At 63.8% G+C, this 24267-nt stretch carries 22 protein-coding genes; 10 read left to right on the top strand and 12 right to left on the bottom strand.

The features are described 5' to 3' along the window. Nucleotides 1–47: 47 nt before the first annotated feature. The gene (locus ACZ0AV_RS09160) at nucleotides 48–389 is read left to right on the top strand and encodes a zinc ribbon domain-containing protein YjdM (protein ID WP_499150754.1); all 342 of its coding nucleotides are present in this window, start codon (nucleotides 48–50) and stop codon (nucleotides 387–389) included. Between the two features lie 39 nt (nucleotides 390–428). Here the strand turns inward: ACZ0AV_RS09160 and ACZ0AV_RS09165 are convergent, their stop codons facing one another. Then, nucleotides 429–1226 (bottom strand): hypothetical protein, encoded by a 798-nt coding sequence (locus tag ACZ0AV_RS09165; RefSeq protein ID WP_499150755.1) that lies wholly within the window; start codon nucleotides 1224–1226, stop codon nucleotides 429–431. Between the two features lie 293 nt (nucleotides 1227–1519). Here ACZ0AV_RS09165 and ACZ0AV_RS09170 point away from each other — a divergent pair, with 293 nt between their 5' ends. After that, nucleotides 1520–2437, top strand: coding sequence for an ABC transporter substrate-binding protein (locus ACZ0AV_RS09170; RefSeq protein ID WP_499150756.1), 918 nt, complete (start codon nucleotides 1520–1522; stop codon nucleotides 2435–2437). 65 nt (nucleotides 2438–2502) lie between these two features. Here the strand turns inward: ACZ0AV_RS09170 and ACZ0AV_RS09175 are convergent, their stop codons facing one another. Together ACZ0AV_RS09175 and can are read right to left on the bottom strand one after the other, a co-directional pair. Next, on the bottom strand, nucleotides 2503–3429 hold the full coding sequence (locus tag ACZ0AV_RS09175; protein WP_499150757.1) for a DMT family transporter: 927 nt from the start codon (nucleotides 3427–3429) through the stop codon (nucleotides 2503–2505). Beyond that, complete coding sequence (can, locus tag ACZ0AV_RS09180) at nucleotides 3426–4067, bottom strand: carbonate dehydratase (protein WP_499150758.1); 642 nt, start codon at nucleotides 4065–4067, stop codon at nucleotides 3426–3428. Before can ends, ACZ0AV_RS09175 begins: the two co-directional genes overlap by 4 nt. Nucleotides 4068–4240: 173 nt before the next feature. Between can and ACZ0AV_RS09185 the strand changes: the two genes are divergently transcribed. Then, a complete protein-coding gene (locus ACZ0AV_RS09185; RefSeq protein WP_499150759.1) occupies nucleotides 4241–4486 on the top strand; it encodes a hypothetical protein in 246 nt (81 codons plus the stop codon). A 4-nt stretch (nucleotides 4487–4490) separates the two neighbouring features. On the opposite strand, the gene rimI is transcribed toward ACZ0AV_RS09185, so the two are convergent. From rimI to ACZ0AV_RS09200, 3 genes are all read right to left on the bottom strand, one after another. Further along, nucleotides 4491–4943, bottom strand: coding sequence for a ribosomal protein S18-alanine N-acetyltransferase (gene rimI / locus ACZ0AV_RS09190; RefSeq protein WP_499150760.1), 453 nt, complete (start codon nucleotides 4941–4943; stop codon nucleotides 4491–4493). After that, nucleotides 4940–5716 (bottom strand): energy transducer TonB, encoded by a 777-nt coding sequence (locus tag ACZ0AV_RS09195; RefSeq protein ID WP_499153334.1) that lies wholly within the window; start codon nucleotides 5714–5716, stop codon nucleotides 4940–4942. The genes rimI and ACZ0AV_RS09195 overlap by 4 nt, the downstream gene beginning before the upstream one ends. 120 nt (nucleotides 5717–5836) lie before the next feature. Beyond that, entirely contained in the window at nucleotides 5837–6730 is an 894-nt protein-coding gene (locus tag ACZ0AV_RS09200) for a LysR family transcriptional regulator (RefSeq protein ID WP_499150761.1), read from the bottom strand. 105 nt (nucleotides 6731–6835) lie between these two features. On the opposite strand from ACZ0AV_RS09200, the gene ACZ0AV_RS09205 reads away from it, so the two are divergent. From ACZ0AV_RS09205 to ACZ0AV_RS09215, 3 genes are read left to right on the top strand one after another with little or no spacing between them, the layout of a single operon-like run. Continuing rightward, nucleotides 6836–8185 carry an acyclic terpene utilization AtuA family protein gene (locus tag ACZ0AV_RS09205; RefSeq protein ID WP_499150762.1) on the top strand — a complete coding sequence of 450 codons (1350 nt, stop codon included), beginning with the start codon at nucleotides 6836–6838 and terminating at the stop codon, nucleotides 8183–8185. Beyond that, entirely contained in the window at nucleotides 8185–8508 is a 324-nt protein-coding gene (locus tag ACZ0AV_RS09210) for an AtuA-related protein (RefSeq protein ID WP_499150763.1), read from the top strand. Before ACZ0AV_RS09205 ends, ACZ0AV_RS09210 begins: the two co-directional genes overlap by 1 nt. A gap of 54 nt (nucleotides 8509–8562) precedes the next feature. Continuing rightward, entirely contained in the window at nucleotides 8563–9870 is a 1308-nt protein-coding gene (locus ACZ0AV_RS09215; protein WP_499150764.1) for a CitMHS family transporter, read from the top strand. A 64-nt stretch (nucleotides 9871–9934) separates the two neighbouring features. Here ACZ0AV_RS09215 and ACZ0AV_RS09220 read toward each other — a convergent pair whose 3' ends face one another. Next, a complete protein-coding gene (locus ACZ0AV_RS09220; protein WP_499150765.1) occupies nucleotides 9935–11068 on the bottom strand; it encodes a lactonase family protein in 1134 nt (377 codons plus the stop codon). A 193-nt stretch (nucleotides 11069–11261) separates the two neighbouring features. Here ACZ0AV_RS09220 and ACZ0AV_RS09225 point away from each other — a divergent pair, with 193 nt between their 5' ends. After that, entirely contained in the window at nucleotides 11262–12887 is a 1626-nt protein-coding gene (locus ACZ0AV_RS09225) for a methyl-accepting chemotaxis protein (RefSeq protein ID WP_499150766.1), read from the top strand. Between the two features lie 72 nt (nucleotides 12888–12959). On the opposite strand, the gene ACZ0AV_RS09230 is transcribed toward ACZ0AV_RS09225, so the two are convergent. Both ACZ0AV_RS09230 and ACZ0AV_RS09235 read right to left on the bottom strand, forming a co-directional pair. Continuing rightward, complete coding sequence (locus ACZ0AV_RS09230; protein ID WP_499150767.1) at nucleotides 12960–14204, bottom strand: saccharopine dehydrogenase family protein; 1245 nt, start codon at nucleotides 14202–14204, stop codon at nucleotides 12960–12962. 47 nt (nucleotides 14205–14251) lie between these two features. Then, nucleotides 14252–15349, bottom strand: a complete 1098-nt coding sequence (locus tag ACZ0AV_RS09235; RefSeq protein ID WP_499150768.1) for a carboxynorspermidine decarboxylase — start codon at nucleotides 15347–15349, stop codon at nucleotides 14252–14254. Nucleotides 15350–15616: 267 nt separating this feature from the next. Here ACZ0AV_RS09235 and mksB point away from each other — a divergent pair, with 267 nt between their 5' ends. The 3 genes from mksB to mksF all read left to right on the top strand — a co-directional run bounded on the left by mksB (nucleotide 15617) and on the right by mksF (nucleotide 20566). Beyond that, nucleotides 15617–16861: an Mks condensin complex protein MksB gene (gene mksB / locus ACZ0AV_RS09240; protein ID WP_499150769.1), complete on the top strand. Its 1245-nt coding sequence runs from the start codon at nucleotides 15617–15619 to the stop codon at nucleotides 16859–16861. Between the two features lie 181 nt (nucleotides 16862–17042). Beyond that, the gene (mksE, locus tag ACZ0AV_RS09245) at nucleotides 17043–17735 is read left to right on the top strand and encodes an Mks condensin complex protein MksE (protein WP_499150770.1); all 693 of its coding nucleotides are present in this window, start codon (nucleotides 17043–17045) and stop codon (nucleotides 17733–17735) included. Next, on the top strand, nucleotides 17732–20566 hold the full coding sequence (mksF, locus tag ACZ0AV_RS09250) for an Mks condensin complex protein MksF (RefSeq protein ID WP_499150771.1): 2835 nt from the start codon (nucleotides 17732–17734) through the stop codon (nucleotides 20564–20566). Before mksE ends, mksF begins: the two co-directional genes overlap by 4 nt. A gap of 92 nt (nucleotides 20567–20658) precedes the next feature. On the opposite strand, the gene ACZ0AV_RS09255 is transcribed toward mksF, so the two are convergent. The 3 genes from ACZ0AV_RS09255 to ACZ0AV_RS09265 are packed head-to-tail and all read right to left on the bottom strand — an operon-like array spanning nucleotide 20659 to nucleotide 24218. Further along, entirely contained in the window at nucleotides 20659–22956 is a 2298-nt protein-coding gene (locus ACZ0AV_RS09255) for a PqiB family protein (RefSeq protein WP_499150772.1), read from the bottom strand. Then, the gene (locus ACZ0AV_RS09260; protein ID WP_499150773.1) at nucleotides 22949–23572 is read right to left on the bottom strand and encodes a paraquat-inducible protein A; all 624 of its coding nucleotides are present in this window, start codon (nucleotides 23570–23572) and stop codon (nucleotides 22949–22951) included. The genes ACZ0AV_RS09255 and ACZ0AV_RS09260 overlap by 8 nt, the downstream gene beginning before the upstream one ends. Then, complete coding sequence (locus ACZ0AV_RS09265) at nucleotides 23559–24218, bottom strand: paraquat-inducible protein A (protein WP_499150774.1); 660 nt, start codon at nucleotides 24216–24218, stop codon at nucleotides 23559–23561. The genes ACZ0AV_RS09260 and ACZ0AV_RS09265 overlap by 14 nt, the downstream gene beginning before the upstream one ends. Nucleotides 24219–24267: the final 49 nt, after the last annotated feature.

Here is a 24267-nt window from a genome sequence, read left to right on the forward strand (position 1 = left end):
CTATATAATCTGCGGCCTTTTATCACCGGCCTCATTAAGGATCCCCCGTGAGCACGCTGCCACCCTGCCCCGCCTGCAACTCCGAATACACCTACGAAGACGGCACCCAACTGGTCTGCCCGGAATGCGCCCACGAATGGTCGGCCAGCGCCGGCGAAGCGTCCGGCGATGACGCCCGGGTGATCAAGGATTCGGTCGGCAACGTGCTGCAGGACGGCGACACCATCACCGTGATCAAGGACCTCAAGGTCAAGGGCTCGTCGCTGGTGGTCAAGGTCGGCACCAAGGTCAAGGGCATCCGCCTGGTCGATGGCGATCACGACATCGACTGCAAGATCGACGGCATCGGGGCGATGAAGCTGAAATCGGAATTCGTCAGAAAGGTCTGAGAACCTGTTGCGAGCCGCTAGCGCTCGCTGCGGGGGCGGCTACTGCACCGGCAGGAAGTTCAGGAACAGCAGGCTGTGGGCGTAGTTGACGCCAATGCGCCGGTAGCGCTCGTCGAGCACATCGCTGAGGTAATCCAGGCGCGCGACGATCTTGCCGAACTCCACGGCAAAGCTCAGGTTGCGCCCTTGCTCGGATATCTCGTTGGACAGCAGCAGCGGGTTGCCCTGGGCATCGCGGCGGGTCGCCAGTAGCCAGGTGGCTTTCTCGATATTGCGCGCCGCGTTGTAAACGAACTGGGCGTCGATGGAATCGGTGAGGTAGAACTGTGTGCGCCCACCGTGGGCGGTTACCAGCATGCTGCCGATGGCATAGATGAAGGCACCGACGCGGTCGCCCTGGAATTCGCTGCTCAATGCGTAGCTGAGCGCCACGATATCCTGGCGACCGGCCAGCGACGGCGGTGGCCGGCCCTGCTCGATGGCCTGCTGCACGGCGCGCTGGGTGGCCTCGCGGTCCCCTTGGCCGCTCTTGCGCCATTCCCGCGGGTTACGCTGGTAAAGCTTGTCCATCAGCCGATAGAGGCTGTCGAGGTTGTTGCGCATGCCAATGGTGGCGACGCGGTCGGAGCTGGTCTGGAACAGCTCACCGGGCGTGGCCGCCGCGCTGTTGCTGAGAAAGGCACCGTTGTTCTGGTTGCGTGCGCAGCCGGTCAGGCTGAGCACTATCGCAATCACCATCAGGCCCTGCCAGCAGGAGCCACGAACGGGCACGGCAGACGCCGTCAGCGGCGTGACGGCGTAGGGTTCGGCAGGTCGAGAGGCGTGCGAGTAATCCATTGACTCACGGTCCATCTTGCGCAGATGGCATAACACTAGCAAGCAGATTGCCCTTATGCCCGTTCACGGCGCCATGTTCGTCACGGACGCCAACCACGAGGGTAGACCGTCAATGACCTGGCAAAGTTTTCCAGCCCCCCGAAATTGCCCCTACAAAGTTCGGGGGCACGCGAGACTTGCAATCTTTACCCGTTGAGAAAGCGTCTCGATCAACCTTGCGATGCTATGTTCCCCGCCCTGAAGGGTGCCGGCACGTCGGCGGCACCCCGTTATTTCCAAGGAGCATCATCCAGGTGAAGAAGGCCATTGCGCTTACCCTGCTGGCACTGGCAATAGCCGGCTGCAGCCATAACCGTTCGCATCAGCCGGCCAGCGTCAGCGTGGCCCAGCCCGGCGGGCCAATCGTAGTCGCGGCGAACCCCAAACGGGTCGTCAGCTTTGATTTCGGCAGTTACGACAGCTTGATCGCCCTGGGCGTCGGCGACCGCGTGGTGGCTGCCCCCGCCAACGTTCCACCCTACCTGGCAGGCCAGGCCGCACACGTGCGCGATGCCGGCGGCATGAAGACGCCCGACCTCGACAAGGTGCGCAGCCTGCAGCCCGAGCTGATCCTGATTACCGGGCGCCAGGGCGAAAGCCGCGAGGCGCTGCAGCAGATCGCCCCGACCCTGGACATGGGCATCACCGGTCGCGACTATTTCGCCGGGGTGACTCACAACGTCACGCTGCTCGGAGAGCTGTTTGGCAAGTCTGCCGAGGCCAAGCAAGCACTCGCTGCGCTGGGCGACAAGGCCCAACGCGCTCGCCAGGCCATCGCCGCGTCCGCCAAACGGACCCTGGTGCTCACCCATAACGAGGGCCGCTTCGCGCCCACCGAACAGCCGTTGATCTATTCCCTGCTGCAGGCGCCACGCGCCCTGCCGGCTCCCGCACCACAGGCGCCCGACGCACCGCGCCAGCGTCCTCAGCCGCTGACCGCCGACAGCATCGCGGCTACCAACCCGGAGGTGATCTTCATCATCGACCGTAGCGCAGCAATCGGCGGCACGCCTCTGGATGTCGCCACGCTGGGCGACTCACCACTGGCCACTACCGCGGCCGCCAAGGCCAAGCGCATCGTCTATCTCGACCCGGCGCTGTGGTACCTGTCCGGCGGCGGCCTGCAAAGCATCGACCTGCAAATCGACCAGGTGCTGGCGGCTTACCGCTAAGCCTCGTAGCACCGCCCTGGTAGCCCGGCTTGCGCACAGCGACGGCCGGGCTGCCAGGCCAGTGCTCAGGCCGGTCGGTGCATGGCACGTCTGGGCAGCGTCGCGAGCAGCAAGCCGGCAAAGATCATCGCGCCGCCGACCCAGTGGAAACCCTGCAAACGTTCGCCCAGCAGGATCCAGCCAAGAATCGCCACGAACACCGGCATCAAATAATTGCCCATGGCCGCGGTCGAGGCACCGAGCACCTTCACCCCGTTGTTCCAGCCCAGATAGGCCACCAGCGAGGCAAAGATTGCCGTGTAGGCGATGGCTGCCAGATTGGCCGGCGTAGCCAGCAACTGCGCGCCGTTAGCCAGCTCGTAGAGATACAGCGGCAGGATCAGCGGCACGCCGAGCAGCATGAAGACGCCGAGCAGCGCCAGCGGCGGGATGGGCGCCAGGTAGCCCCCCCAGCGACGCAGCAAAACGGTGTACAGCGCCCAGTCGAGCACCGCCAAGAGCATGATCAGGTCGCCGCGGTTGAATGCCAACCCGGCAAGGGTCTGCCAGTCGCCGCGGCAGATCAGCACCAGCAGGCCCAGCACCGCCAGCGCCATGCCCCACCAGGCGCGACGTGCCGGCCATTCGTCGAGCAGCAGGCCGGCAAAGATAAAGGTCATCAGCGGGATGCAGGTATTGACCAGGGTGATGTTGATCGCCGCGGTGGTCTGCGCCGCGCTGTACAGGAAGGTGTTGTAGCCGGCGACCCCGAATGCCGCGATTACCAGCAACCGCCAGCTGGCGCGCCGTATCGCCGCCCGGTGCCGCCAGATCGGCACGGCGACGAAGGGCAGCACGATCACCAGCGCCAGGCTCCAGCGCCAGAAGGCCAGGGCGAACGGCGGGATTTCCCCGGCGAAAGCGCGTGCGACCAGGGCATTGCCCGCCCAGCAGAGCACCGCCAAGAGCACCCCGGCAATCGCCAGTTGGCGAGAAGCGCCACGCGTGTTCATGACTGCGGCGCACGCAAGCGGTATTGCTCGGGTAATTGCTCGGCACTGCTCACGGTCACATCCAGGTCCTTCCAGCGGCCATCCCTGAGGCCATAGATGCAGCCGTGCACCGACAGCGGCTGGCCGCGGTGCCAGGCGTTCTGGACGATGCTGGTACGACTGACGTTGCCCACCTGCTTCATAACGTTCAACTCGCACAGGCGATCGACCCGCGCCTCTTGGTCCGCGAAGGTGGCCAGGTGTTCGTGCTGCTCGTAACAAAGGTCACGGATATTGCGCAGCCAGCCGTCGATCAGACCGAATTGCGTGTCGTGCATGGCCGCACGCACGCCGCCGCAGCCGTAATGGCCGGTGACCAGGATATGCCTGACCTTGAGAACGTCGACCGCGTACTGGATCACCGACAGGCAATTGAGGTCGGTATGCAGCACGACGTTCGCCACATTACGGTGCACGAACAGCTCACCGGGCAGCAGCCCGACGATATCGTTGGCCGGCACGCGAGCATCCGAACAGCCGATCCACAGGTACTCCGGCGTCTGCTGCCGGGCCAGGCGTGGAAAGAAGTCCGGGTCGTTCTGGGTGATGCGCTCAGCCCAGCGCTCATTGTTGTCAAACAGGTGCTTCAGGTCGCTCATTCCAGTGGCTCCGGAAAAGGTCGATGCGCACCATACGGATGCATCGGCCTTTTTGACAAGACGATTTCAGCGCCGACCCGCCGCCGCCAGCCGCTGGGCTGCCAACGAAACGGGGAATCTTTGCCCCTGCCTGGCCGTCCACTGCGTGTAGCCATCGACAGGTAGGAGTCGTCATGACTGACAAACACGCGCGAAACAACGAATTGCCCGCGCTCCGCAGCGCAGCACAAGAGCGCGCATCCCGGCACGGGCAGATGTTCGGTGCGCAGCGCGGCGACGCGCCAGCCGAGCAGAAGCCACTGGCACGCGAAGACGCAGGCACCCAGCAAGACGGCGATGAAGCACCAGCCCTGTCGGACAAGTACGATTTGAGCCTGGTCGATGAGGAGCGCGAGCTGCGCCGTCAGGCGCGTCGCTGATGAATCACTCGACCAGGGTGCAGGCCATCACCAGGGCATCTTCGCGACCGCCTGGCGCCGGGTAATAATCGCGACGCCGGCCGATTTCGTTGAAGCCGTAGCGCTCGTAAAGCCGATAGGCCGCCTGGTTGCTGGAGCGCACCTCGAGGAAACACTCACCCGCCTTCAGCTCGGCGGCGCGCTCCATCAGTTTTTCCAGCAGCCGCAGGCCCAGCCCGCGGCCCTGGCTCTCGGGTTTGACGGTGATGTTGAGCAAATGCGCTTCGTCGATGATCACGTTGATCACCCCGTGGCCGACCTGCTGGCTGCCTTCGAACATCAGCCACACTTCGTAGGATTTCAGGCTGTCGAGAAAGATGCCGCGCGTCCATGGGTGGCTGAAGGCGGCGTATTCGATCTTCAGTACCGCGTCGATATCCGCCTCGGTGGCCCGGCGGAAGGAAATCGCGTCGCTCATGCCGAAGCCTCCAGCCACCGACGCCGTACCCGCTGCATGGCCTGCCACAGCTCGCGCTTGCGCTGCGGCTCGTCCATCAACAACTCCAGCCCGGGCAGCGCCCACGCGGCACCCAGTTCCTCGACCTGCAATTCCCGGTTGTAGGCCTCGGCGTCGGCATCGCCAGCGAAACGAATCGCCGGCAGGCCGATCAGCCAAAGGCAGGCGCAGGGCTCCTGCTCTTCCAGCCGCGCGCCGATGAAACTCTGCACGAAATCCAGCGCCGCCTGCGGGCCCTGGTCCATGTTGCCGCGCACCAGCAGCGGCCAGCGCACCGGCTCACCGATGATCTGCGGCGCGTCCGGCAGGCCGGCGGCGCGCAGCAGGTCCTTGAGTAGCAGGTAGGCTGGGTCGCGGCTCTGGAACGGCTCGCCGGTGGGCAGCTCGACCAGCAGTGCACAACTGCCGGCGCGCAACAGCTGCAGGGCGAACCGCGGTGGCGGCGTCGGGCGCTCGCGCGCTGGCGGCGCACTGACTTCGGCAGTCGCTGCGGGCTCGCTGGCCTTGGTGGCTGCACCGGGTTTGGGCACCTCGATGCGAGGTCGCTCGCGTACCACTTCGTTACCGGCAGGCGCGACCACAGGCGCTGCGGCCGGCGCCCTGGGCGGCACATTCGGCGCCACGACACTTTGCAGTTCGGCCTCGGGCTCAGGCTCGAATGCAGCCAGCAATTCGGGCCGCGATGGCGCCGCGAAGGGCAGTTCGACACGCGGCAGCCAGGTGGCCACTTGCATGGCATCCAGATAGGCGCGGCGTCGCAGCTCGGTGTTCAAATCTCGGGTACCCGGCACATCGATTTTCAAGGGCGCTGATTGTCGCGTGAATCGCCTGCTGCGGGTAGCCCTCTCGCCACGCTAATCTCCAGCGGTCGCCGCATGCTGCTTGAGCAGGCTGACGAACGCCTGCGCTGGCGGGCTCAGGTAGCAGGGCTTGCGCTGCAACACACCGATCCCTCGCGTGGGTGCTGCGCGAAGCGCATGAACCGACAGGCTGCCGTCGGCGTTGAAGGTGTGCGCCACGCTCGCCGGCAGCAGCGCGTAGCCCAAGCCCGCCCGGGCCAGCGCGGCGGCACTGCTCATGTAGGCCACCTCCCAGAGCGGCTCGCGCAGCAGGCCCATGCGTTGCAACGTCTGGTCGGCCATGGTGCGCAGGCTGGTGTCAGGGGTCGTGGCGATGTAATCCAGCTCGCGCACGGACGCGACCAGATCGCCCGCCGGCAGTCTGCCGAGGCCGCGTACCAGCATTACCAGGCTGTCGTCGTAGAGGGGCTGAAAATCCAGTACCCCGGGCTCCTCGGCTGCCGACGTGATGGCGAAGTCCACTTCGGCAGCGCTGACCCACTGGCGGATCTCCCCGGCGCGACCGTCGCGCAGGCTGATCTCGATGCCCGGATAACGGCGCCGATAATCGACCAGTACCCGTGGCAGCGGCTCGATGGCCACCGACGGCAGCACGCCGATGCGCAGCGAGCCGCTCTGCAGGTGCAGTTGTTCCTGGGCGTCGTGCACCGCGTTGTGCATGTCGCGCAACAGGCGCCGGGCCTGTTCCAGGAAGCGCACCCCGGCCTCGGTCAGCTCCACGCTGCGGGTATTGCGCGCGAATAGCGACAGTCCCAGGGCTTCCTCGAGCTTGCGCAGGCTGTAGCTGAGCGCCGGCTGCGACAGGTGGATCTGTTCGGCGGCGCGGCTGAAGCTGCGCTGCTCGGCGATCAGCACGAAGGCCTGCAACTGGCGAAAGCTGATGTCCATGGAGGCGTCTCTTATAAAAGATACTTATCAATTAATACCACATTTCGAATTCACAACTAAATCCAGACGCTGCAGGCTGCCAGCAGACCTCGACCTGGATCAATAATGATGACAACAGTCCATATCGGTTGCGGGGCCGGCTTTGCCAATGATCGCCCCGATGCTGCCCTGGCGCTGGCCAGGGACCTGGCCGCGCGTGACGGTCACCGCTTCCTGTTCTTCGAACTGCTCGCCGAGCGCACCCTGGCCGAGGCGCAATTGCGCCGCCTGGCTGATACCGAAAGCGGTTACGCCACACGCCTGTTCGACTTTCTCGAGCCGGTGCTGGAGACCTGCCTGGCGGCCGGCATCCCGATCATCACCAATGGCGGTGCGGCCAACCCGAGCGCCGCAGCCCGGCGCCTGCGCAGCCAATTGCAGAACAGCCGCTTCGCCGCGGCGCGCATCGCCTGCGTACTGGGTGACGATCTGCTCGACTCGAACGACGCGCTGCAACGTTGGCTGCCCGAGCCTCTGGACGGCGAAGTGGTGTCGGTCAATGTCTACACAGGTGCCGATGGTATCGTTCAGGCCCTCGACGAAGGTGCCGATATCGTCCTCTGTGGTCGCGTGGCCGACCCCAGCCTGGCGGTCGGCCCGTTGCGCCATGCCTTTGGCTGGCAGGCCGACGACTGGGACCGCATCGCCCTGGCCACCACGGTGGGCCACCTGCTCGAATGCTGCACCCAGGTGAGCGGTGGCTACTTCGCCCACCCCGGCCTCAAGGACGTGCCGGATCTGGCCAACGTCGGCTGCCCGATCGCCAGCATCCAGGCCGATGGCCGCCTGACCATTGGCAAAGCGGCTGGCACTGGCGGCTGCGTCACCGAGCGCACGGTCAAGGAACAGCTGCTCTACGAAGTGCATGACCCGGCCGCCTACCTGACCCCGGACGTGACCCTGGACCTCACCCAGGCGCGGGTGCGCCAGGCCGGCCCCGACCAGGTTGAGGTCGAAGGTGTGCGCGGCCATCCACGCCCAGCCGAACTCAAGGGGCTGGTCGGCCTGCGCGGCAAGTGGTTCGCCGAAGCGGAAATCTCCTACGCCGGGCACGGCGCCCTGCCCCGCGCCGTGCTGGCCCGGGACGTTCTGCTACAGCGCTGCGCGCGCCTGGCGCCGCAGCTCACGCCGTGGATCGACCTGATCGGCGTCGCCAGCCTGTTCAACGATGCCCGCGGCGAATGGCTGCAGCAGCGCCTGGCCCAGACGCCTGATCCGCAGGACGTGCGCCTGCGCATCAGCTTCGTCGACCAGGACAAGGCCCTGCTGGAAAACCTGCTGCTCGACGCCGAGTCGCTGTACACCAACGGCCCGGCAGGTGGCGGCGGAGTGAGGCGGCACCTGAGCGAGTCGCTGGGCACGGCGAGCTTTTTGATCCCCCGCACCGAGGTGCAGCAACGGGTGGAGTGGTTCTGATGAGTGACAAGGTACTGCTGTGCGATTACGCCCACGCCCGCGCGGGCGACAAGGGCAACACCCTGAGCGTCGCGGTGTTCGCCTATGACCCGGCGCATTACACCTGGCTGGCCGCCGAACTGACCGTGGAACGTGTGGCGGGCTGCCTGGCTCACCGGCAGATCGGCCCGGTGCGCCGCTATGAACTGCCGAACCTGGGCGGCTTCAACTTCGTGGTGGAAAACGCCCTGGAGGGTGGCGTGAATGCCAGCCCCGCCATCGACCGCCACGGTAAAAGCCTGAGTTATGCCCTGCTCGACCTGAGGCTGCCACCGCCCTCATAGCGCCAGCGCTAACAGCCCCGCGACTCCAACAATAATAAAATCGGAGAGATCGACATGATCACCGCCCTCGGCTTTACCCTGATGTTCATCATCGTCGCGCTGATTCTGATGCGCCGCGTCACGCCCCTGGTGGCGTTCGTCACCATGCCGGTAATTGCCTGCGTGGTGGCCGGTTTCGGCCTTGGCGAGATTGGCAAATTCATCACCGAAGGCCTGAAGGCGGTCGCGCCGACGGCCACCCTGTTCATCTTCGCCATCCTGTATTTCGGCGTCATGCGCGAACGCGGCCTGTTCGCTCCCCTGGTGAGCTTCCTGCTCAAGAGCACCAAGGGCCGGCCGTTGGTAGTGGCGATCGTCACCGTGGCGGTGACTGCCGTCACGCACCTGGACGGCATCGGCGCGGCGACGTTTCTACTGGTCATCCCGGCCTTGCTGCCGCTGTACCTGCGCCTGGGCATGAGCCGCGAGATGCTGCTGTGCCTGGTGGTGCTCAGCGCCGGGGTGATGAACATGGTGCCCTGGGGCGGCACGACGGCCCGGGCCTCGGCCGTGACCGGCATCGATGCCTCGCAACTGTGGATCTCGCTGATCCCCATTCAGGTGATCGGCCTGACGCTGGTCATGGGCCTGGCGGTACTTCTCGGCCTGCGCGCTCAACGCCAGCTTGCCGGCTACGGCGCCATGGCTGGCCAGCCCGACGCCGACGCAACGCCAGTGGCCGATAGCGAGCACCTGCTCAGCCCTCGGACATGGCGCTACTGGGCCAACCTGGCGCTGACGGTGATCATCCTCGTCTGCCTGTTCACCGGTGCGTTTCCGCTGTTCGCCTGCTTCATGGTCGGCCTCGGCGTGGCCCTGGTGCTCAACTACCCGAGCCTGGAGCAACAGAACAAGGCGGTGTTGCGCCACGCCAGCGACGCCATGCAAATGGCCCTGGTGATGCTTGCCGCTGGGGTTCTGCTCGGTGTGCTGGCCGGCGCCGGCATGTCCGAAGGCATGGCCCGCTGGATGATCGATATCCTGCCCGCAGGCTCGGCCAACTGGCTGCACGTGATCATCGGCGCCTTTGGCGTGCCGTTGGGCATGCTGTTTTCGCCGGACGCCTATTACTTCGCACTGCTGCCGGTGATTCGTGACGTCGCGGTGGCGGCCGGCGTTGATCCGGCCGCCGTCGCCAATGCCATGCTGATCGGCGAGAACACCGGCTTCGGCGTCAGCCCGGTGGTGCCCAGCGTCTACCTGGCCATCGGCCTGGCGGGCGTGGAACTGTACAAGCACATCCGCTACACGGTGCTGTGGGCCTGGGGTATCAGCCTGGTCATGCTGGCATGCGCGGTGCTGCTGGGTGTGGTTACGGTGTAGAGGCCACGAGCTGGCAACAAAAAGGATCGCCGAGGCGATCCTTTTTGCGTGACGTGAAAGGTGATCAGGGCTTGGGCTGCAGGATCTCGATCCACAGCGCGCCATCACCCGACTTCGCCTCGCCGACCCGTTTCAGGCTGCCTTTGTCGCCGATGGCATAACTGCCCACGGTCTGGCTTTTCTCGCCGGTCACCAGCAGCCACTTGCCACTGGGAAAGAAGGCGATGTTGCGCGGCTGCTTTTCCTTCACCGGATAGTTGCCCATGAAGCTCAGGTTGCCGTTTTGCGGATCGACCCTGAAGGCCGATACCGAGCTGCTGGTGCGCTCGGTGATGTACAGCAGCGTACCATCTGGCGACAGGCGGATATCGGCCGCCCAGATGCGTGGCGTCGGGTCATCCTTGAGATCGTTGTTGGCCGCACTGCGGGCCTCGCCCTGGGCAAGCCCCAGGCTGGCGGGAACGCCGTCGGCCTGGCTGACCTGCTGCAGAGCGCCGCTGTCGGGGTCGATGGCATAGCCGGTTACCGTACCGCTGAGCTCGCCGACCACGTAGAGGAACTTGCCGTTGGGCGAGAACACGATGTGCCGCGGTCCGCTCTTGGCCGCGGTGCTGGCATAGCCGTCGCCGATGGGCGTCAGCGCCCCGGTTTGCTTGTCCTGGCTGAACTGCAGCACCTTGTCGGCGCCGAGGTTGCCGGCATAGACGAAACGGTCGCTAATATCGCTGCGAATCGAGTGGGCGAAGGGGCCGGTCTTGTACACCGCAACCTTTTCCGACACCTGCTTTTCGGCATCAATGGCCTGCACGGTAAGCACCGCGCCACCGTAGGAAGCGCCCATCAGAAAACGGCCACTACGGTCTGTGGAGATGTACGCCAGGCTGTCCGCCAGCGGCGCCTGGCTGCGTTTCTGCAGATGCCCGGTCTTCGCGTCGATGCTGTAGACCAGCACCGTGAACGGCGCGACGCGCTGTGCCGCGAACAACGTGGTGCCATCCGGCGACAGCGCCATGGGGTTGACCTTGTCACCCGCCTTGGTCTGCTCGACCAGCGAGATGGCGCCGCTGCCCTCGTCCAACTGGTACTGGGAGATCAAACCGTCATTGGGGCTGGAGATATAGGCGAAGGGCGCGGCGGCATGCGCTGGAAGCGCCAGCGATGAGGCGAGTGCGGTAGCGAGCAGAAGCGGCTTGAACATGAGGGATGGCCTTGTTGTTGTGATTATTGTGATCAGTCATCGTATGACCTGATAATTGTTACCGCAAGCGTGACGAGCTTTGCGCCGTCACAAGAGCAAGACGCCGGGCTGCGCAAGCACCCTAAAGCCGTTCAAAACTCAGCCGATAGGCTGGTTGATTACAATAATATCTGCCTGAGCCAACGAGGCCTTCATGTCATTACGCCAGTTCAATATCGCTCCCCGAGCGGCCTTCGGATTCGCCCTGATCGCGCTGATGGTGGCCTTCCTGGGTATCTTTTCGCTTTCCACCATGTCCAGTATCCGCGAGCGGGCCAGCACCATCGAGACCGACTGGGTGCCCAGCATCCAGGCGGTCAGTTCCATACGCGAGAACATGCTGCGCATCCGCACCATTTCCCTGCGCGTGGCACTCGACCCCGATCCTGCCAATGTCGGCACCTACGTCGGCCAGTACGACGCTCGCAACAAGGTGCTGGAACAGAACATCCGCGACTTCGAGCCCTTTATCGACACCCCTGACGAGCGGCGCATCTACGACCAGTTCCGCAAGGACTTCGCCGCCTATCAGCGCGGCATGGCCGATTCGTTCGTGCTGGCACGCGGTGGCAACCGCGATGCCTTGAACAAACTGCTGCTGGTGGACATGAAGCCGGTGGTCGATGGCACCGGCGCGCAGCTTGCCGAGCTGGGCGATATTTACAGCAAGGGCATCGCACAGGAGGGCCAGGTCTCGGCGCAGTACTACGCCAGTTCCCGCCTGGTGGTAATTGCCGTGATTCTGTTTGCCGCGCTGATCACCGTGCTGCTGGCCTGGCTGCTGACGCGCAGCATCGTCGGGCCGCTGAAAGATGCCGTGCAGGCCGCCCGCTACGTGGCGGAAGGTGACCTGACCAAACGCATCGCCGTCGATGGCCGCGACGAAGTCAGCCAGTTACAAAGCTCGCTGGCGCAGATGCAGCAGCGCCTGCGCGACACTCTTGCGGAGATCACCGGTTCTTCGACACAGCTGGCGGCCGCTGCCGATGAGCTCAACGCCGTAACCGAAGAGGCCGGGCGCGGGCTGCAGCAGCAGAACAACGAAATCGAACAGGCCGCCACGGCCGTCAACCAGATGAGCGCCGCCGTCGACGAGGTGGCCCGCAATGCGGTGTCCACGTCCGAAGCCTCGAAAGCCTCCAACCAGTCGGCCCAGGTTGGCCAGGCGCGTGTGTCGGAAACCATCGCGGCGATCAGCGACCTGTCCGGCGAAGTGGAAGGCACCTCGACTCTGGTACAGCGGGTGGCCGAACAATCCCAGGAAATCGGCAAGGTGCTGGATGTGATTCGCGCCATCGCCGAACAGACCAACCTGCTGGCGCTCAACGCGGCCATCGAGGCGGCGCGTGCAGGTGAATCCGGCCGCGGCTTCGCAGTGGTCGCCGATGAAGTGCGCGCCCTGGCCCATCGCACGCAGAACTCCACCCAGGAAATCGAACAGATGGTGTCCAGCATGCGCACCGGAGCCAGCCAGGCGCTGACGTCGATGCAGGCGAGCGCCAGCAGAGCCCGTGAAACCCGCGAACTGGCGCAAAGTGCCGGCGCCGCGCTAGGCGAGATCACCACCGGCATCAGCGAAATGTACGAGCGCAACCTGGTGATCGCCAGTGCCGCCGAAGAGCAGGCCCAGGTGGCCCGCGAGGTCGACCGCAACCTGGTGAACATCCGCGACCTGTCGGTACAGTCTGCCACCGGTGCGCACCAGACCAGCGCCTCCAGCCACGAACTGTCGCGCCTGGCAGCGGATCTCAACCGCCTGGTCGGCCGCTTCAGCGTCTAGCCCGGCCGGTCGCGCAATAAAAAAGGATCGCCTAGGCGATCCTTTCTTGTGCAGCCGTTACGCAAACAAGCCTTACAGCGACTGATCCCAGGGACGGTCGCCATGCTCATCCTTGATCCGCGTCGGCAGGCCCATCACGTCCAGCGCCCTGAGGAACGGCTCGGCCGGCAGCTCCTCGACGTTGACCATGCGCTTGGCATCCCATTCGCCGCGGGCTACCAGCAGCGCAGCGGCCACAGGCGGTACGCCTGCGGTGTAGGAAATGCCCTGGCTGTCGGTTTCGGCATAGGCGTCTTCGTGGTCGGCCACGTTGTAGATGAACACTTCGCGCGGCTGGCCATTCTTGGTGCCCTTGACCAGATCACCGATGCAGGTCTTGCCGGTGTAACCCGGCGCCAGCGAGGCAGGATCGGGCAGCACGGCCTTGACCACCTTCAGTGGCACGACCTCGAGGCCTTCAGCGGTCTTCACCGGTTGCTCGGAGAGCAGGCCAAGGTTCTTCAGCACGGTGAATACGTTGATGTAATGCTCGCCGAAGCTCATCCAGAAACGCACGTTGGGCACGCCCAGGTTCTTGGAGATCGAATGCACTTCATCATGGCCGGTCAGGTACAGGTTCTGCTCGCCGACGACGGGCAGGTCATCGGTACGCTTGACCTCGAACATGGTGTTGGTCGTCCACTGGCTGTTCTGCCAGCTGTAGACCTGTCCGGTGAACTCGCGGAAATTGATTTCCGGGTCGAAATTGGTCGCGAAATACTTGCCATGGCTGCCGGCATTGACGTCGAGGATGTCGATCGACTCGATCGTGTCGAAATGCCGTTGCTGGGCCAGGGCCGCATAGGCGTTCACCACACCCGGGTCGAAACCGACGCCGAGAATGGCCGTGATGTTTTTCTGCTGGCATTCCTCGAGGTGTTTCCACTCGTAGTTGCCATACCAGGGCGGGGTTTCGCAGATCTTGCCCGGTTCTTCGTGAATGGCGGTGTCCAGATAGGCCACGCCGGTATCGATGCAGGCACGCAGCACCGACATGTTGAGGAAGGCGGAACCGACGTTGATCACGATCTGCGATTCTGTTTCGCGGATCAGCGTCTTGGTCGCTTCTATATCCAGTGCATTGAGCGAGAAGGCCTGGATGTCGGCGGGAACCTTGAGGCTACCCTTGGCCTTGACGCTGTCGATGATGGCCTGGCATTTGGAGATGTTCCGTGACGCGATGGCAATACGACCGAGTTCGTCGTTGTGCTGCGCGCACTTGTGGGCCACCACCTTGGCGACACCTCCTGCACCAATGATAAGAACGTTCTTCTTCAATTGTTTCACCCCCAGGGTACTGCGCTCGTTGAGAAAATGCTGCGGTATTACGACAGGCTCGACAGGTAATCCTCGAAGCCGAATTCACGCACCACCTCGACGCTGCCGTCGAGCTGCTTGACCGCGATAGCCGGCATCTTCAGGCCGTTGAACCAGTTCTTCTTGACCATGGTGTAACCCGCCGCGTCGACGAACGACAGGCGATCGCCAATCTGCAGCGGCTTGGCGAATGGGTACTCGCCGAAGATGTCGCCGGCCAGGCAGGATTTGCCGCACACCATATAGGTGTACTCACCCTCGCTGGGCGCCAGCTTGGCGTTGAGGCGATAGATAAGCAGGTCGAGCATGTGCGCTTCGATGGAGCTGTCGACCACGGCCAGGTGCTTGCCGTTATAGAGCGTGTCGAGCACGCTGACTTCCAGCGAGGCGCTGCCGGTGATGGCCGCTTCACCCGGCTCCAGGTAAACCTGCACGCAGTACTTCTCGGAGAACGCCTTGAGACGCGCGCAGAAGGCGTCCAGCGCGTAGCCTTCGCCGGTGAAGTGGATGCCGCCGCCAAGGCTGACCCACTCGACCTTGTGCAGCAAGTGGCCGAAGCGCTCTTCGATGTGGCTGAGCATTTTGTCGAACAGGCCGAAATCGCCGTTCTCGCAGTTGTTATGAAACATGAAACCGGAGATCTGATCGATCACCGCTTCGACCTTCACCGGGTCCCACTCGCCCAGACGGCTGAACGGCCGCGCCGGGTCAGCGAGCAGGTAATCGGAGCTGCTCACCTGCGGATTCACGCGCAGGCCGCGCACCTTGCCCGCCGACGCTTCGGCATAGCGCTCGAGCTGGCCGATGGAGTTGAAGATGATCTTGTCGCAGTTGGCCAGCATCTCCTCGATCTCGTCGTCGGCCCAGGCCACGCTGTAAGCATGAGTTTCGCCGGCGAACTTCTGGCGGCCGAGCTTGAGCTCGTACAGCGAGCTTGATGTGGTGCCGTCCATGTACTGCTGCATCAGGTCGAATACCGACCAGGTGGCAAAGCATTTGAGTGCCAGCAGCGCCTTGGCCCCGGAGTGTTCGCGCACGTAGGCGATCTTCTCCATGTTGCCGAGCAGCTTCTGTTTGTCGATGAGGTAGTACGGCGTTTTGATCATTGCGCAATCCGTAATAAAGGTCGGCCAACAGGAGCCCGCCAGCCTCCCGAAAAAAGCGGACGCGAATTGTGCCGACAACGGCCAGAGATCGAAAGGCCGTTGAGCATATTTTGTCCATTTACGGATATTTCATGGCGTATTGCGCACCGTGAGCCGGTGATTCGAGGCCGAGCATGCCCCACACGGATGACGCCCGCGTGACAATGCAGGTGCCCCTCGCTTTCCCGTACAATTGACGTTTTTTCGCAAGCGAGCGACCGTCCCGCGATGATCGACCCCAAACGCGTATTGCGCGCCCTTGCCGAGCACTGGGCCCTGCTCGAACCGCTCGGTGAACGCTTCGATGCCGGCACCTTGAGCCTGGTGGAATTGCGCAACCAGCTGACCGCCCAGCTACCACCGCAGAGCACGGCGGTGGATGTCACCGCCCTGCTCGATCAGTGGATCCGCCTGGACATCCTGGTGCCGGTGGCCAAGAGCCCCAACCGCTTCGAGCTCAACGCGCAGATTCACGACTTTCTGTCCTACCTGCGCCGCGAACACCGCCTCGGCCTGTGCCTGGAAATCGAAGCTTACCTGCGTCACCTCGAACGCCTGGCCGGCCACATCCAGGACGCCTTCGAAATTCGCGACGGCAACGACCTGGCCCGCCAGCTGCGCCTGCTCGACATGCGCGTACGCGACGTATTGAAGAAGCTCAACAACGACGAGCAGGCACTGATCGGCGTGGCCGAGCGGGCCAAGACCAGTGACCGGCAGATTCCCCTGCGCCAGCGTTACGCCGAAGTGCTGGCCACCTGGGATGAGTACGTCGAACCGATGATCCAGCTGGTCGCCGCCGACGGCGCCTTCGAGCAAGGCGTACGCCGTGTCGAGCAGGTGCTGCTCAAGCTGCTCGGTGAGCAGCAGCGCCTTGGCCAACTGGTCGACGATGACCTGCTGCTGCGTACCCACGCGCGCATCCTGGAAATGCAGACCAGCGCCCAGCTGACCCTGCGCAAGGCTCGCGAATTGCTGCTGCCGCTGCGCGAGGAAGCCCGTCGCCACAACGCGGTGACCCGTGGTGCGGCGCTGGCGCTGTCGGTCATACGCAAGAAAGGCATCGACGCCGTGCCACAAGCGGCCATGCCGCTGTTCAGCCGGCCGCAGAGCAACTTCCTTGGCAGTGCGTCGCAGGTCGAGGCCTACGTCTATGCCCTGGCGCGCTTCGAAGCCAAGCCCAACCACTTCCCGAAAGCCAGCGGCAAGCGCAAGGGCGACAACCCGCGCGCGCCGAAAACCGCGCGGGAAATGATTGACCGTTGCGAACAGTCGCTGCCGCTGCCCGACTTGATGAGCTGGCTGCTGGAGCAGGAGCCAGAAGGTGCTACCGATGAGCTGCTCTACTGGTTCTCGCGCCTGTCACGCGAAGGCCGCTTCCAGCGCGACCGCCTGGAGCGTCAGACCTACCTGACCCGCGAGCATGAGATCAGCATCAGCTCCTATGCCCTGGTGGGCCGCCCCAATGGCTGATTTTTACGTAGGGTGGATCGGGGCGCGCAGACAACGCTTTTTTTGTCCACCTTGTCGATTGCCGGGCGGTGGACGGATGAAGCGTCGTCCACCCTACTCCAGCCCGCCATCAGCCCTATCAAATTCTCAGGTGGAAAGCGCTTCGCGCCTTTCACCCTAAGACTGCCCGTGAGCATGACGCATGAACATTGATTTGAAAGAAATGACCCAGCTCGCGGCGATCTTCCGCGAGCTCTTCAAGGGCTATCACCTCTCGCGCAGCGAGCCGGAATGCTACGCCCAGCTGTCCACGATGCAGGATCAGTACCGCGCCCTGTTCAAGGCCATGGGCTTCGAACTGGTATGCGACCCGCGCGGCTTTTACTACTTCGTGCCCGAGCAGGCCGCGGCCCAGGTCAACAAGACCGCCCAGCGCCTGGCGCTGTTCACCTTCATCCTGGTCGAGCACCTGGCCGATCAGGGGCGCGACCCCTTGAGCGTGCTTGACGGCGGCAGCATCGGCCGCGACGAGTTGCCGGCGTTGCTCGACAAGTACCGCGACCTGTTCCTGCAGGCCGAAGTCACCACCCATGAAGAGCTGGAAGACAAGGTCATCCGCCGCCTGACCCAACTTGGCTTCGCCGAGGACAGCAACGGCGTGTATCGCTTCCTGCCGCCGATGCACCGCTTCCTCGACGTGTGCCTGTCCGTGCAGCACGACCGTGACCTGGCCGCCAGCCTGCACAGCACCGACCTGCCGCTGCCGGCCCCGGTGCTGATCGACGACGACAGTGGCGACCCGATCATCACCCTCGATGACGCCGAAGAATCCGAGGAAGAGGCCATGGCCCGTGCCCTGGCAGAAGAACGCGCCGCACAGGAGCAAGACGCATGACCCAGGAACGCTACGGCATCCGCCGCTTCGCGCTGCTCAACACCGCCGGCTACAGCCTCGGCCTGTTCCCGCTGGAAAACCCGCTGTCGGTGTACGGCGCCAACAACCTCGGCAAGTCGGCCTCGATCAACGCCCTGCAGTTCCCTATCCTGGCGCGCATGTCGGACATGAGCTTCGGCAAGTACAGCCTGGAGCAGTCGCGCAAATTCTATTTCGCCACCGACACCAGCTACATCCTCGTCGAAGTCGCCCTGCCCCATGGCCCCCATGTGATCGGCGTAGCTGGCCGCGGCCCGGGCGGTGGTTTCGGCCACCAGTTCTTCGCTTATGCCGGCGAGCTGGATCTGGATCACTACCAGCAGAATGGCACTTGCCTGCGCCAGCGCGAACTGTTCAAGAACCTCGGCCAGGCCGGCATCACCGCCTACGAGCTCAAGCCTGACGAACTGCGTCGCCTGCTGGTGGGCGGGCACACCAGCATTCCGCTGGACCTGACCCTGATTCCGCTGCGCTCGACCAGCGAGCAGAGCCTGAAGACCTTCCGCGCACTGTTCATCAACCTGCTGCACATGCGCGAGATCACCGCGGCGAAGCTGAAACAGCTGTTCCTCGACGCCTTCGAGCACAGCCTGCGCTCGGGCAGTGTCGACTACATCGCCGCCACCGAAGAAGCCTTCCGCGACGTGCGCCGCATGGAGCAGGACTACCAGGCACTGGTCACCGCCGGCCCGCTGATCGAAGCCCTGGCCTCCGGCGTTGCCCAGCGCGAACACCTGCGCGGCAAGCTGCATCGCCTGTCGCCGCTGCTCGATTCGCTGCTCGGCACCTGGCACGACTATGCCGATGCTCGTAAGGAAGAGCTGGTGATCCAGGCCGAGCACTACCGCAACGAGCAGGACGGCCTGCAGAACGACCAGCGCGGCGGCACTCAGGAACTGATGCGCATGGAGCGCGAGATCAGCGAGATCCAGCGCTGGCTGGGCGAGCTCGCGGTGCTGAAGAACCGCTTTGCCCTGGTCGATGACGTCAAGGTGCTGGAAGCCCAGCTGCTGGCCGCCAAGGATGCCCACGACGAACTGGCCGGTGCGCTTGCGCAGTCTCGCCAGTTCTCCAGCGAGGATCTGGACGAACGTCTGCGCGACCTGGAGAAGCGCCTCAAGTCGGTCAAGCAGCAGCTCGACCACGCCGACAACAACAGCTACTCGCGCCTGCGCGAAGAGTTTTCCCAGGCTGACGTCGACCGCCTGATGCGCCTGTTCAATGGCCAACTGTTCAGCCTGCCGCTAGGCGAAAAAGGCATTCAGCTCGACGACGGCGACGTCTGGGTCAAATCCCTGGAGGCGATCCTCGATGGTTTCAAAGGCGAGCGCTTTCAGGTGCCCGGTCTGGACATCGACCTCTCGCACATCGAGCCGCCGGCCCTGCAGGCGCTGGCCGACCGCGCCGCCCTGCGCGACCAGAAAGACCGCCTCGACCGCGAGTACAAGCAGCTCAAGACCCAGCAATCGGTAGCCGCCGACCGCGCCGCGAGCAAGGCCCAGGCCGAGCAGTTGTACCAGGCCGTACTGGATGCCCAGAAGGCGTTGGAAGACTTCCGCCGCAGCCAGACACTGGCCGCCGAGGAAAACGGCAAGCTGGAAAAGCTCGCGCAACTGGAAGCCGCCCAGGACGAACTCACGCGCGCCAGTGACGCCTTCACCGAGCGCGTCCAGCAGCTTTCCGCCAAGCTGCAACTGATCGGTCGGCAGATCGCCGACCTGGAAGCCAAGGAGCGCACCCTGGAAGACGCCCTGCGCCGCCGCCAGCTACTGCCCGCCGACCTGCCCTTCGGCACGCCTTACATGGAGCCGGTCGACGACTCGCTGGACAACCTGCAGCCGCTGCTCAACGACTACCAGGACACCTGGCAAGGCCTGCAACGTATCGACGGTCAGATCGAGGCGCTGTACGCTCAGGTGCGCCTCAAGGGCGTCGCCAAGTTCGACAGCGAAGACGACATGGAGCGCCGCCTGCAACTGCTGGTCAACGCCTACGCTCACCGCCAGGACGAAGCCCTCACCCTGGCGAAGGCCAGACGTGCGGCGGTCACCGATATCGCCCGCACCCTGCGCAACATCCGCAGCGACTACGACAACCTGGAGCATCAGCTCGCGCTGTTCAATCGCGAGATCAACAAGCGCCAGGTGTCCAACCTGCAGAGCTTTCGCATCGTGCTGGCGCCGAACAAGGATGCCCTGCGCCATATCGACCAGATCATCCACAGCGCCGGCCAGTATGAAGAAGGCGAAACCCTGTCGGTCTTCGACCTGCAACAAAGCAGTGACCAGGACGCCAAGAACGAGCAGGCCAAGGATTACCTGTCGCGCCTGGTGGCTGCGAACGGCAACCAGTTGGGCCTCAAGGACCTGTTCGAACTGGCCTTCGAGATCACCAAGGTGCATGGCCAGCCAGTGATCCATACGGATATCGATGGCGCTGCGTCGAACGGCACCACGATGACCATCAAGGCGCTGACCAACATGTACCTGTTGCTGCACCTGATGGACCGCGACCAGGCCGGCCGGGTACGTCTACCCTACTACCTCGACGAGGCCGCGGACATCGATGAGCGCAATCAGCAGGCGCTCATAGAAACCAGCTTGCAACTGGGCTTCGTGCCGATCCTCGCGTCGGTGAAACCGCAGGTGTCGGCCACCGTGGCCATCGATCTGGAAGGCGGCAGCGGGCCGAACGGCATCTACATCGACGAAGCGGATTGGAAGTACATCAAGCGCCGCGAGCAAGCCGATGTGGCGGCTGGCAGCGGCCAGGATCAGGTCGAGCCGGCCTGATTCCTCGCACCACGAAAAAGGGCCGCTGATGCGGCCCTTTTTCGTGGCATTTCGACGGCGGGCATCCGGCTACGGCAGAGGCCCGTCACCCTTCATTTCGGCAGGGCGATTTTCGGCGCCCATTGCAGCCATTCGGGTTGCGCTTCGTCGAACAGCGCAAAGGTCTGTCCCGGTCTTGCCGCATTGCCGCTGGTCTCCGGGGTGGCGAACGCGACGCCGCCGGCCACCAGGGTTTCCAGCGATTCGGTGCGCACCGTCATGCCTTTGAACAGGCCGACATCGATGCCGAAGCCCGAGCTGTTCCAGAAGCGGCTGCCGGTCTGCACCAGGCCCGCATAACGCGGTTCGATGAGAATGTGGATCAGCACGCGGTCCGCCGTGGCGCCCAGCTCGTACTGGGTCACCTTGCCAACCTGCACCTCTCGATAGGTCACCGGGGCTCCAGCCTTCAGCGAGCCACGGCGTGGCGCACTCAGCACCAGCTTCAGCCCCGGCTCCTCGACCACCTGCTCCGGCGCCTCTTTAAGGGCCACGAACTCGGTCTGCCGCCCGCTGGCCTGCCCTGACGGCAGTACCTCGATGTACTGGCCGCCGATCAGGGTATCGAGGTTGGCGGCACCGGCCAGGCTGACTTGCGGTTTCACCACCCAGAAGCGCGATCCCGGCCGCAGGACCTGCTGCGCCGCCGTGGTGAGGCGGCCTTGAAGCATCACAGCCTGCAGATCACCGGTCAGCTCGACGCGATCGATGGTACCGATCTGCAACCCCTTGAAGCGGATCTCTGTGCCGGCAGACAGACCATCGCCACGCTCGACCCGGATGCTCACGGCATCACCGCTCTGCATCGCCGCATCGCGGTCGGCATAAAGGTCGAAGCGCTGCACCCGCTTGGCCTCGGCAGGCGCCTTGAGGTCATCGGTCTCGAAAGCGATGCCGCCGGACATCAGCGTCTGCAAGGATTCGCTCTTGATCTCAACGCCGGAAAGACCACCCTTGAGGGTGATACCGCTGACATTCCAGAAGCGCGTGGTACGGTTCACCAACCCGGCATATTCCGGCTCGATGTGCACGCCGAGCACCACCTGCTTGTTGTCGCGCGACAGTTGGAAGCTCTGCACGGTACCCACTTTCATCTGCCGATAGAGGATGGGACTGCCTACGTCGACCGAGCCGAGGACGTCACTGAAAAGCACCAGGTGAAGCCCCTCGGCACCGAGGTCGAGCGGCGGCGCCTTGGTCCGGGCGACGAAGTCACGACGCGGCGTGCCGCCCAGCTCGCCGGGACGAATGGCTATGTAATTGCCCTTTACCAGCGCCTCCAGGCCGGTGATGCCGGCCAGCGAGATGGAGGGTTTGACGACCCAGAACTGGCTGTCTTCTACAAGATAGTCCTCGGCCAGCGGGTCCATGGCCAGCTCGGCCGTAGCACTCTTGAGGTCGGGATCTACCTTCAGGGTTTTCAGCGTGCCGGCCTGAATACCCTTGTACATCACCGGCGTACGACCGGCCTGCAGCCCTTCGAAATCAGTCAGTTTGACCACCGCCTTGATGCCCGCCTGCGCCGCATCGAAGTCCTCATAGAGGCGGAAGGGCTTGCTGGGGTCGGTCGGCGGGCTGTCCTTGCGGTGTTCCGGGGTCGCGAAGGCGATGCCCCCCGCCACGATACTGGACAGGGACTCGCTGCGAAATTTCACGCCGGAGAAATTGGCGTCGATGCTGATGCCGCTGGCATTCCAGAAGCGTGTGTGTTTGCGCACCAGATCGGCATAGGCCGGTTCGATGAACACCTTCACGTCGACCGAGGTCTGGTCGCTGGCGAGCTCATAGCTCTTCACCCGGCCGACCTGGATCTGCTTGTAGAACACCGGGCTGTCACGGTTCAGCGAACCCAGCCGCTCGGCCTTAAGAGTCAGGTGCAGGCCCGGTTGCTCGTCTGACAACGGCGGCGCCTGGGGCAGCGCCTGGAAGTCGTAGGTCGGCTCACCGACACCGGGGCTGACCGCAATGTAGTTGCCCGACACCAGCGTTTCCAGCCCGGTGATCCCGGCGAGGCTGACGCTCGGTTTGACCAGCCAGAACCGCGTACCGGAACGCAGCTGGTACTCGACGTCATTGTTCATCTCCAGCGTGGCGACCACACCTCGCTGCTTCTCGCTCTTGTCCAGGGTCAGGCTGGTGACCTTGCCGATCGACATGCCTTTGTAGACCACCTCGGTCTTGCCGGCTTCGATGCCCTCACCGCTGGCGAACACCACCTGTATCTGGATACCGGCCTCGCTGTAGGCACGCCAGCCCAGCCAGCCGCCAATCAGCAAGGCGATCAGCGGCAGCACCCATATCGCGGACCAGTTGGAAGCGGGGCGCGTCCTGGCTGTAGGCAGATCATTCATGGTCGTCATCCGATTCCGTGTTATCCCAAATCAATCGAGGGTCGAAGGTCAGCGCTGCCAGCATTGTCAGGATGACCACACTGGCAAATGCCACCGCCCCTATCCCTGGCTCGACGCTTGCCAGACTGCCGAATCGCACCACCGCCACCAGAATGGCAATGACGAAGATATCCAGCATCGACCAGCGTCCGATCCATTCGATGAAGCGGTACATCAAGATTCGTTGGCGCGCCGACATCGGCTGATGCCGCTGCACCGAATAAAGCAGCAGCCCGATTCCAACCAGCTTGAAGGTCGGCACCAGTATGCTGGCGATAAAGACCACCGCAGCAATGGGCAGCATGCCATTCTCGACCAGGCTGATGACACCGGACATGATGGTGTCCGGCTGTCCCTTGCCGAGGGAGTTGACGGTCATGATCGGCAGCAGGTTCGCGGGAATGTAGAGAATGGCTGCGGTGATCAGCAACGCCCAGGTACGCATCAGGCTATTGGGCTGACGGGGATGCACCCGTCCACCACAACGCGAGCAGAACTGCCGCTTCAGATCAGGCTGAAGGCGGTTGAGCTGGTGGCATTCGTGACAGATCAGCAGCCCGGCATCAATGGCGCGCACTGATACTCTCCCCGGCCAGAGCTTCCCAGATCTGGTGGGGGGACATGGTCACCTCCAGCCAGACCTGCACCAGCAGCAGCGCAATGAAGCAGAACAACCCAAAGCCCAGCGACAATGCGGCGATGTCGGCCAGTTTAACGATGGAAACCAGAATGCCCATCAGGTACACCTCGAGCATGCCCCATTCGCGCATGTGGTGATAAATGCGATAGAGCAGCAGCCCATAGCCGCGGCCTATCTTCAGGCTAATGCTCAACAGCACCAGCAACTGGCAGACCAGCTTGAGCAGCGGTACCGCCATGCTGCAGAGAAACACCACCACGGCGATGCTCTGCATGCCGCTGTTGTACAGGCCGAGCACACCGCTCCACACCGTGTCGTTGGCGGTTTGCCCCAGCAGGGTCAAGTGCATGATCGGTAGAAAGTTGGCGGGCACGTAAAGCAGCAGCGCCGCCAGCACCAACGCAAGGCTGCGACGCACCACCTGATGACGGTGGTTGTAAAGCTCGTACCCGCACCGTGGGCACTCAACGCTTTCACCATCACCGATTTGCGGCTTGCGCATGAGCAGATCGCACTCATGACAGGCGACCAGCTCGCTCAGGGGGACTTCAGCTAACGACTGCCGCTCGGCCAGCTCGGGCATGGAAGGAGTTCTCGAAAGGATCGGGGCATTCTAAACGAGAGCCAGACGA

The sequence above is a fragment of the Pseudomonas sp. AC532 genome (assembly GCF_979258965.1).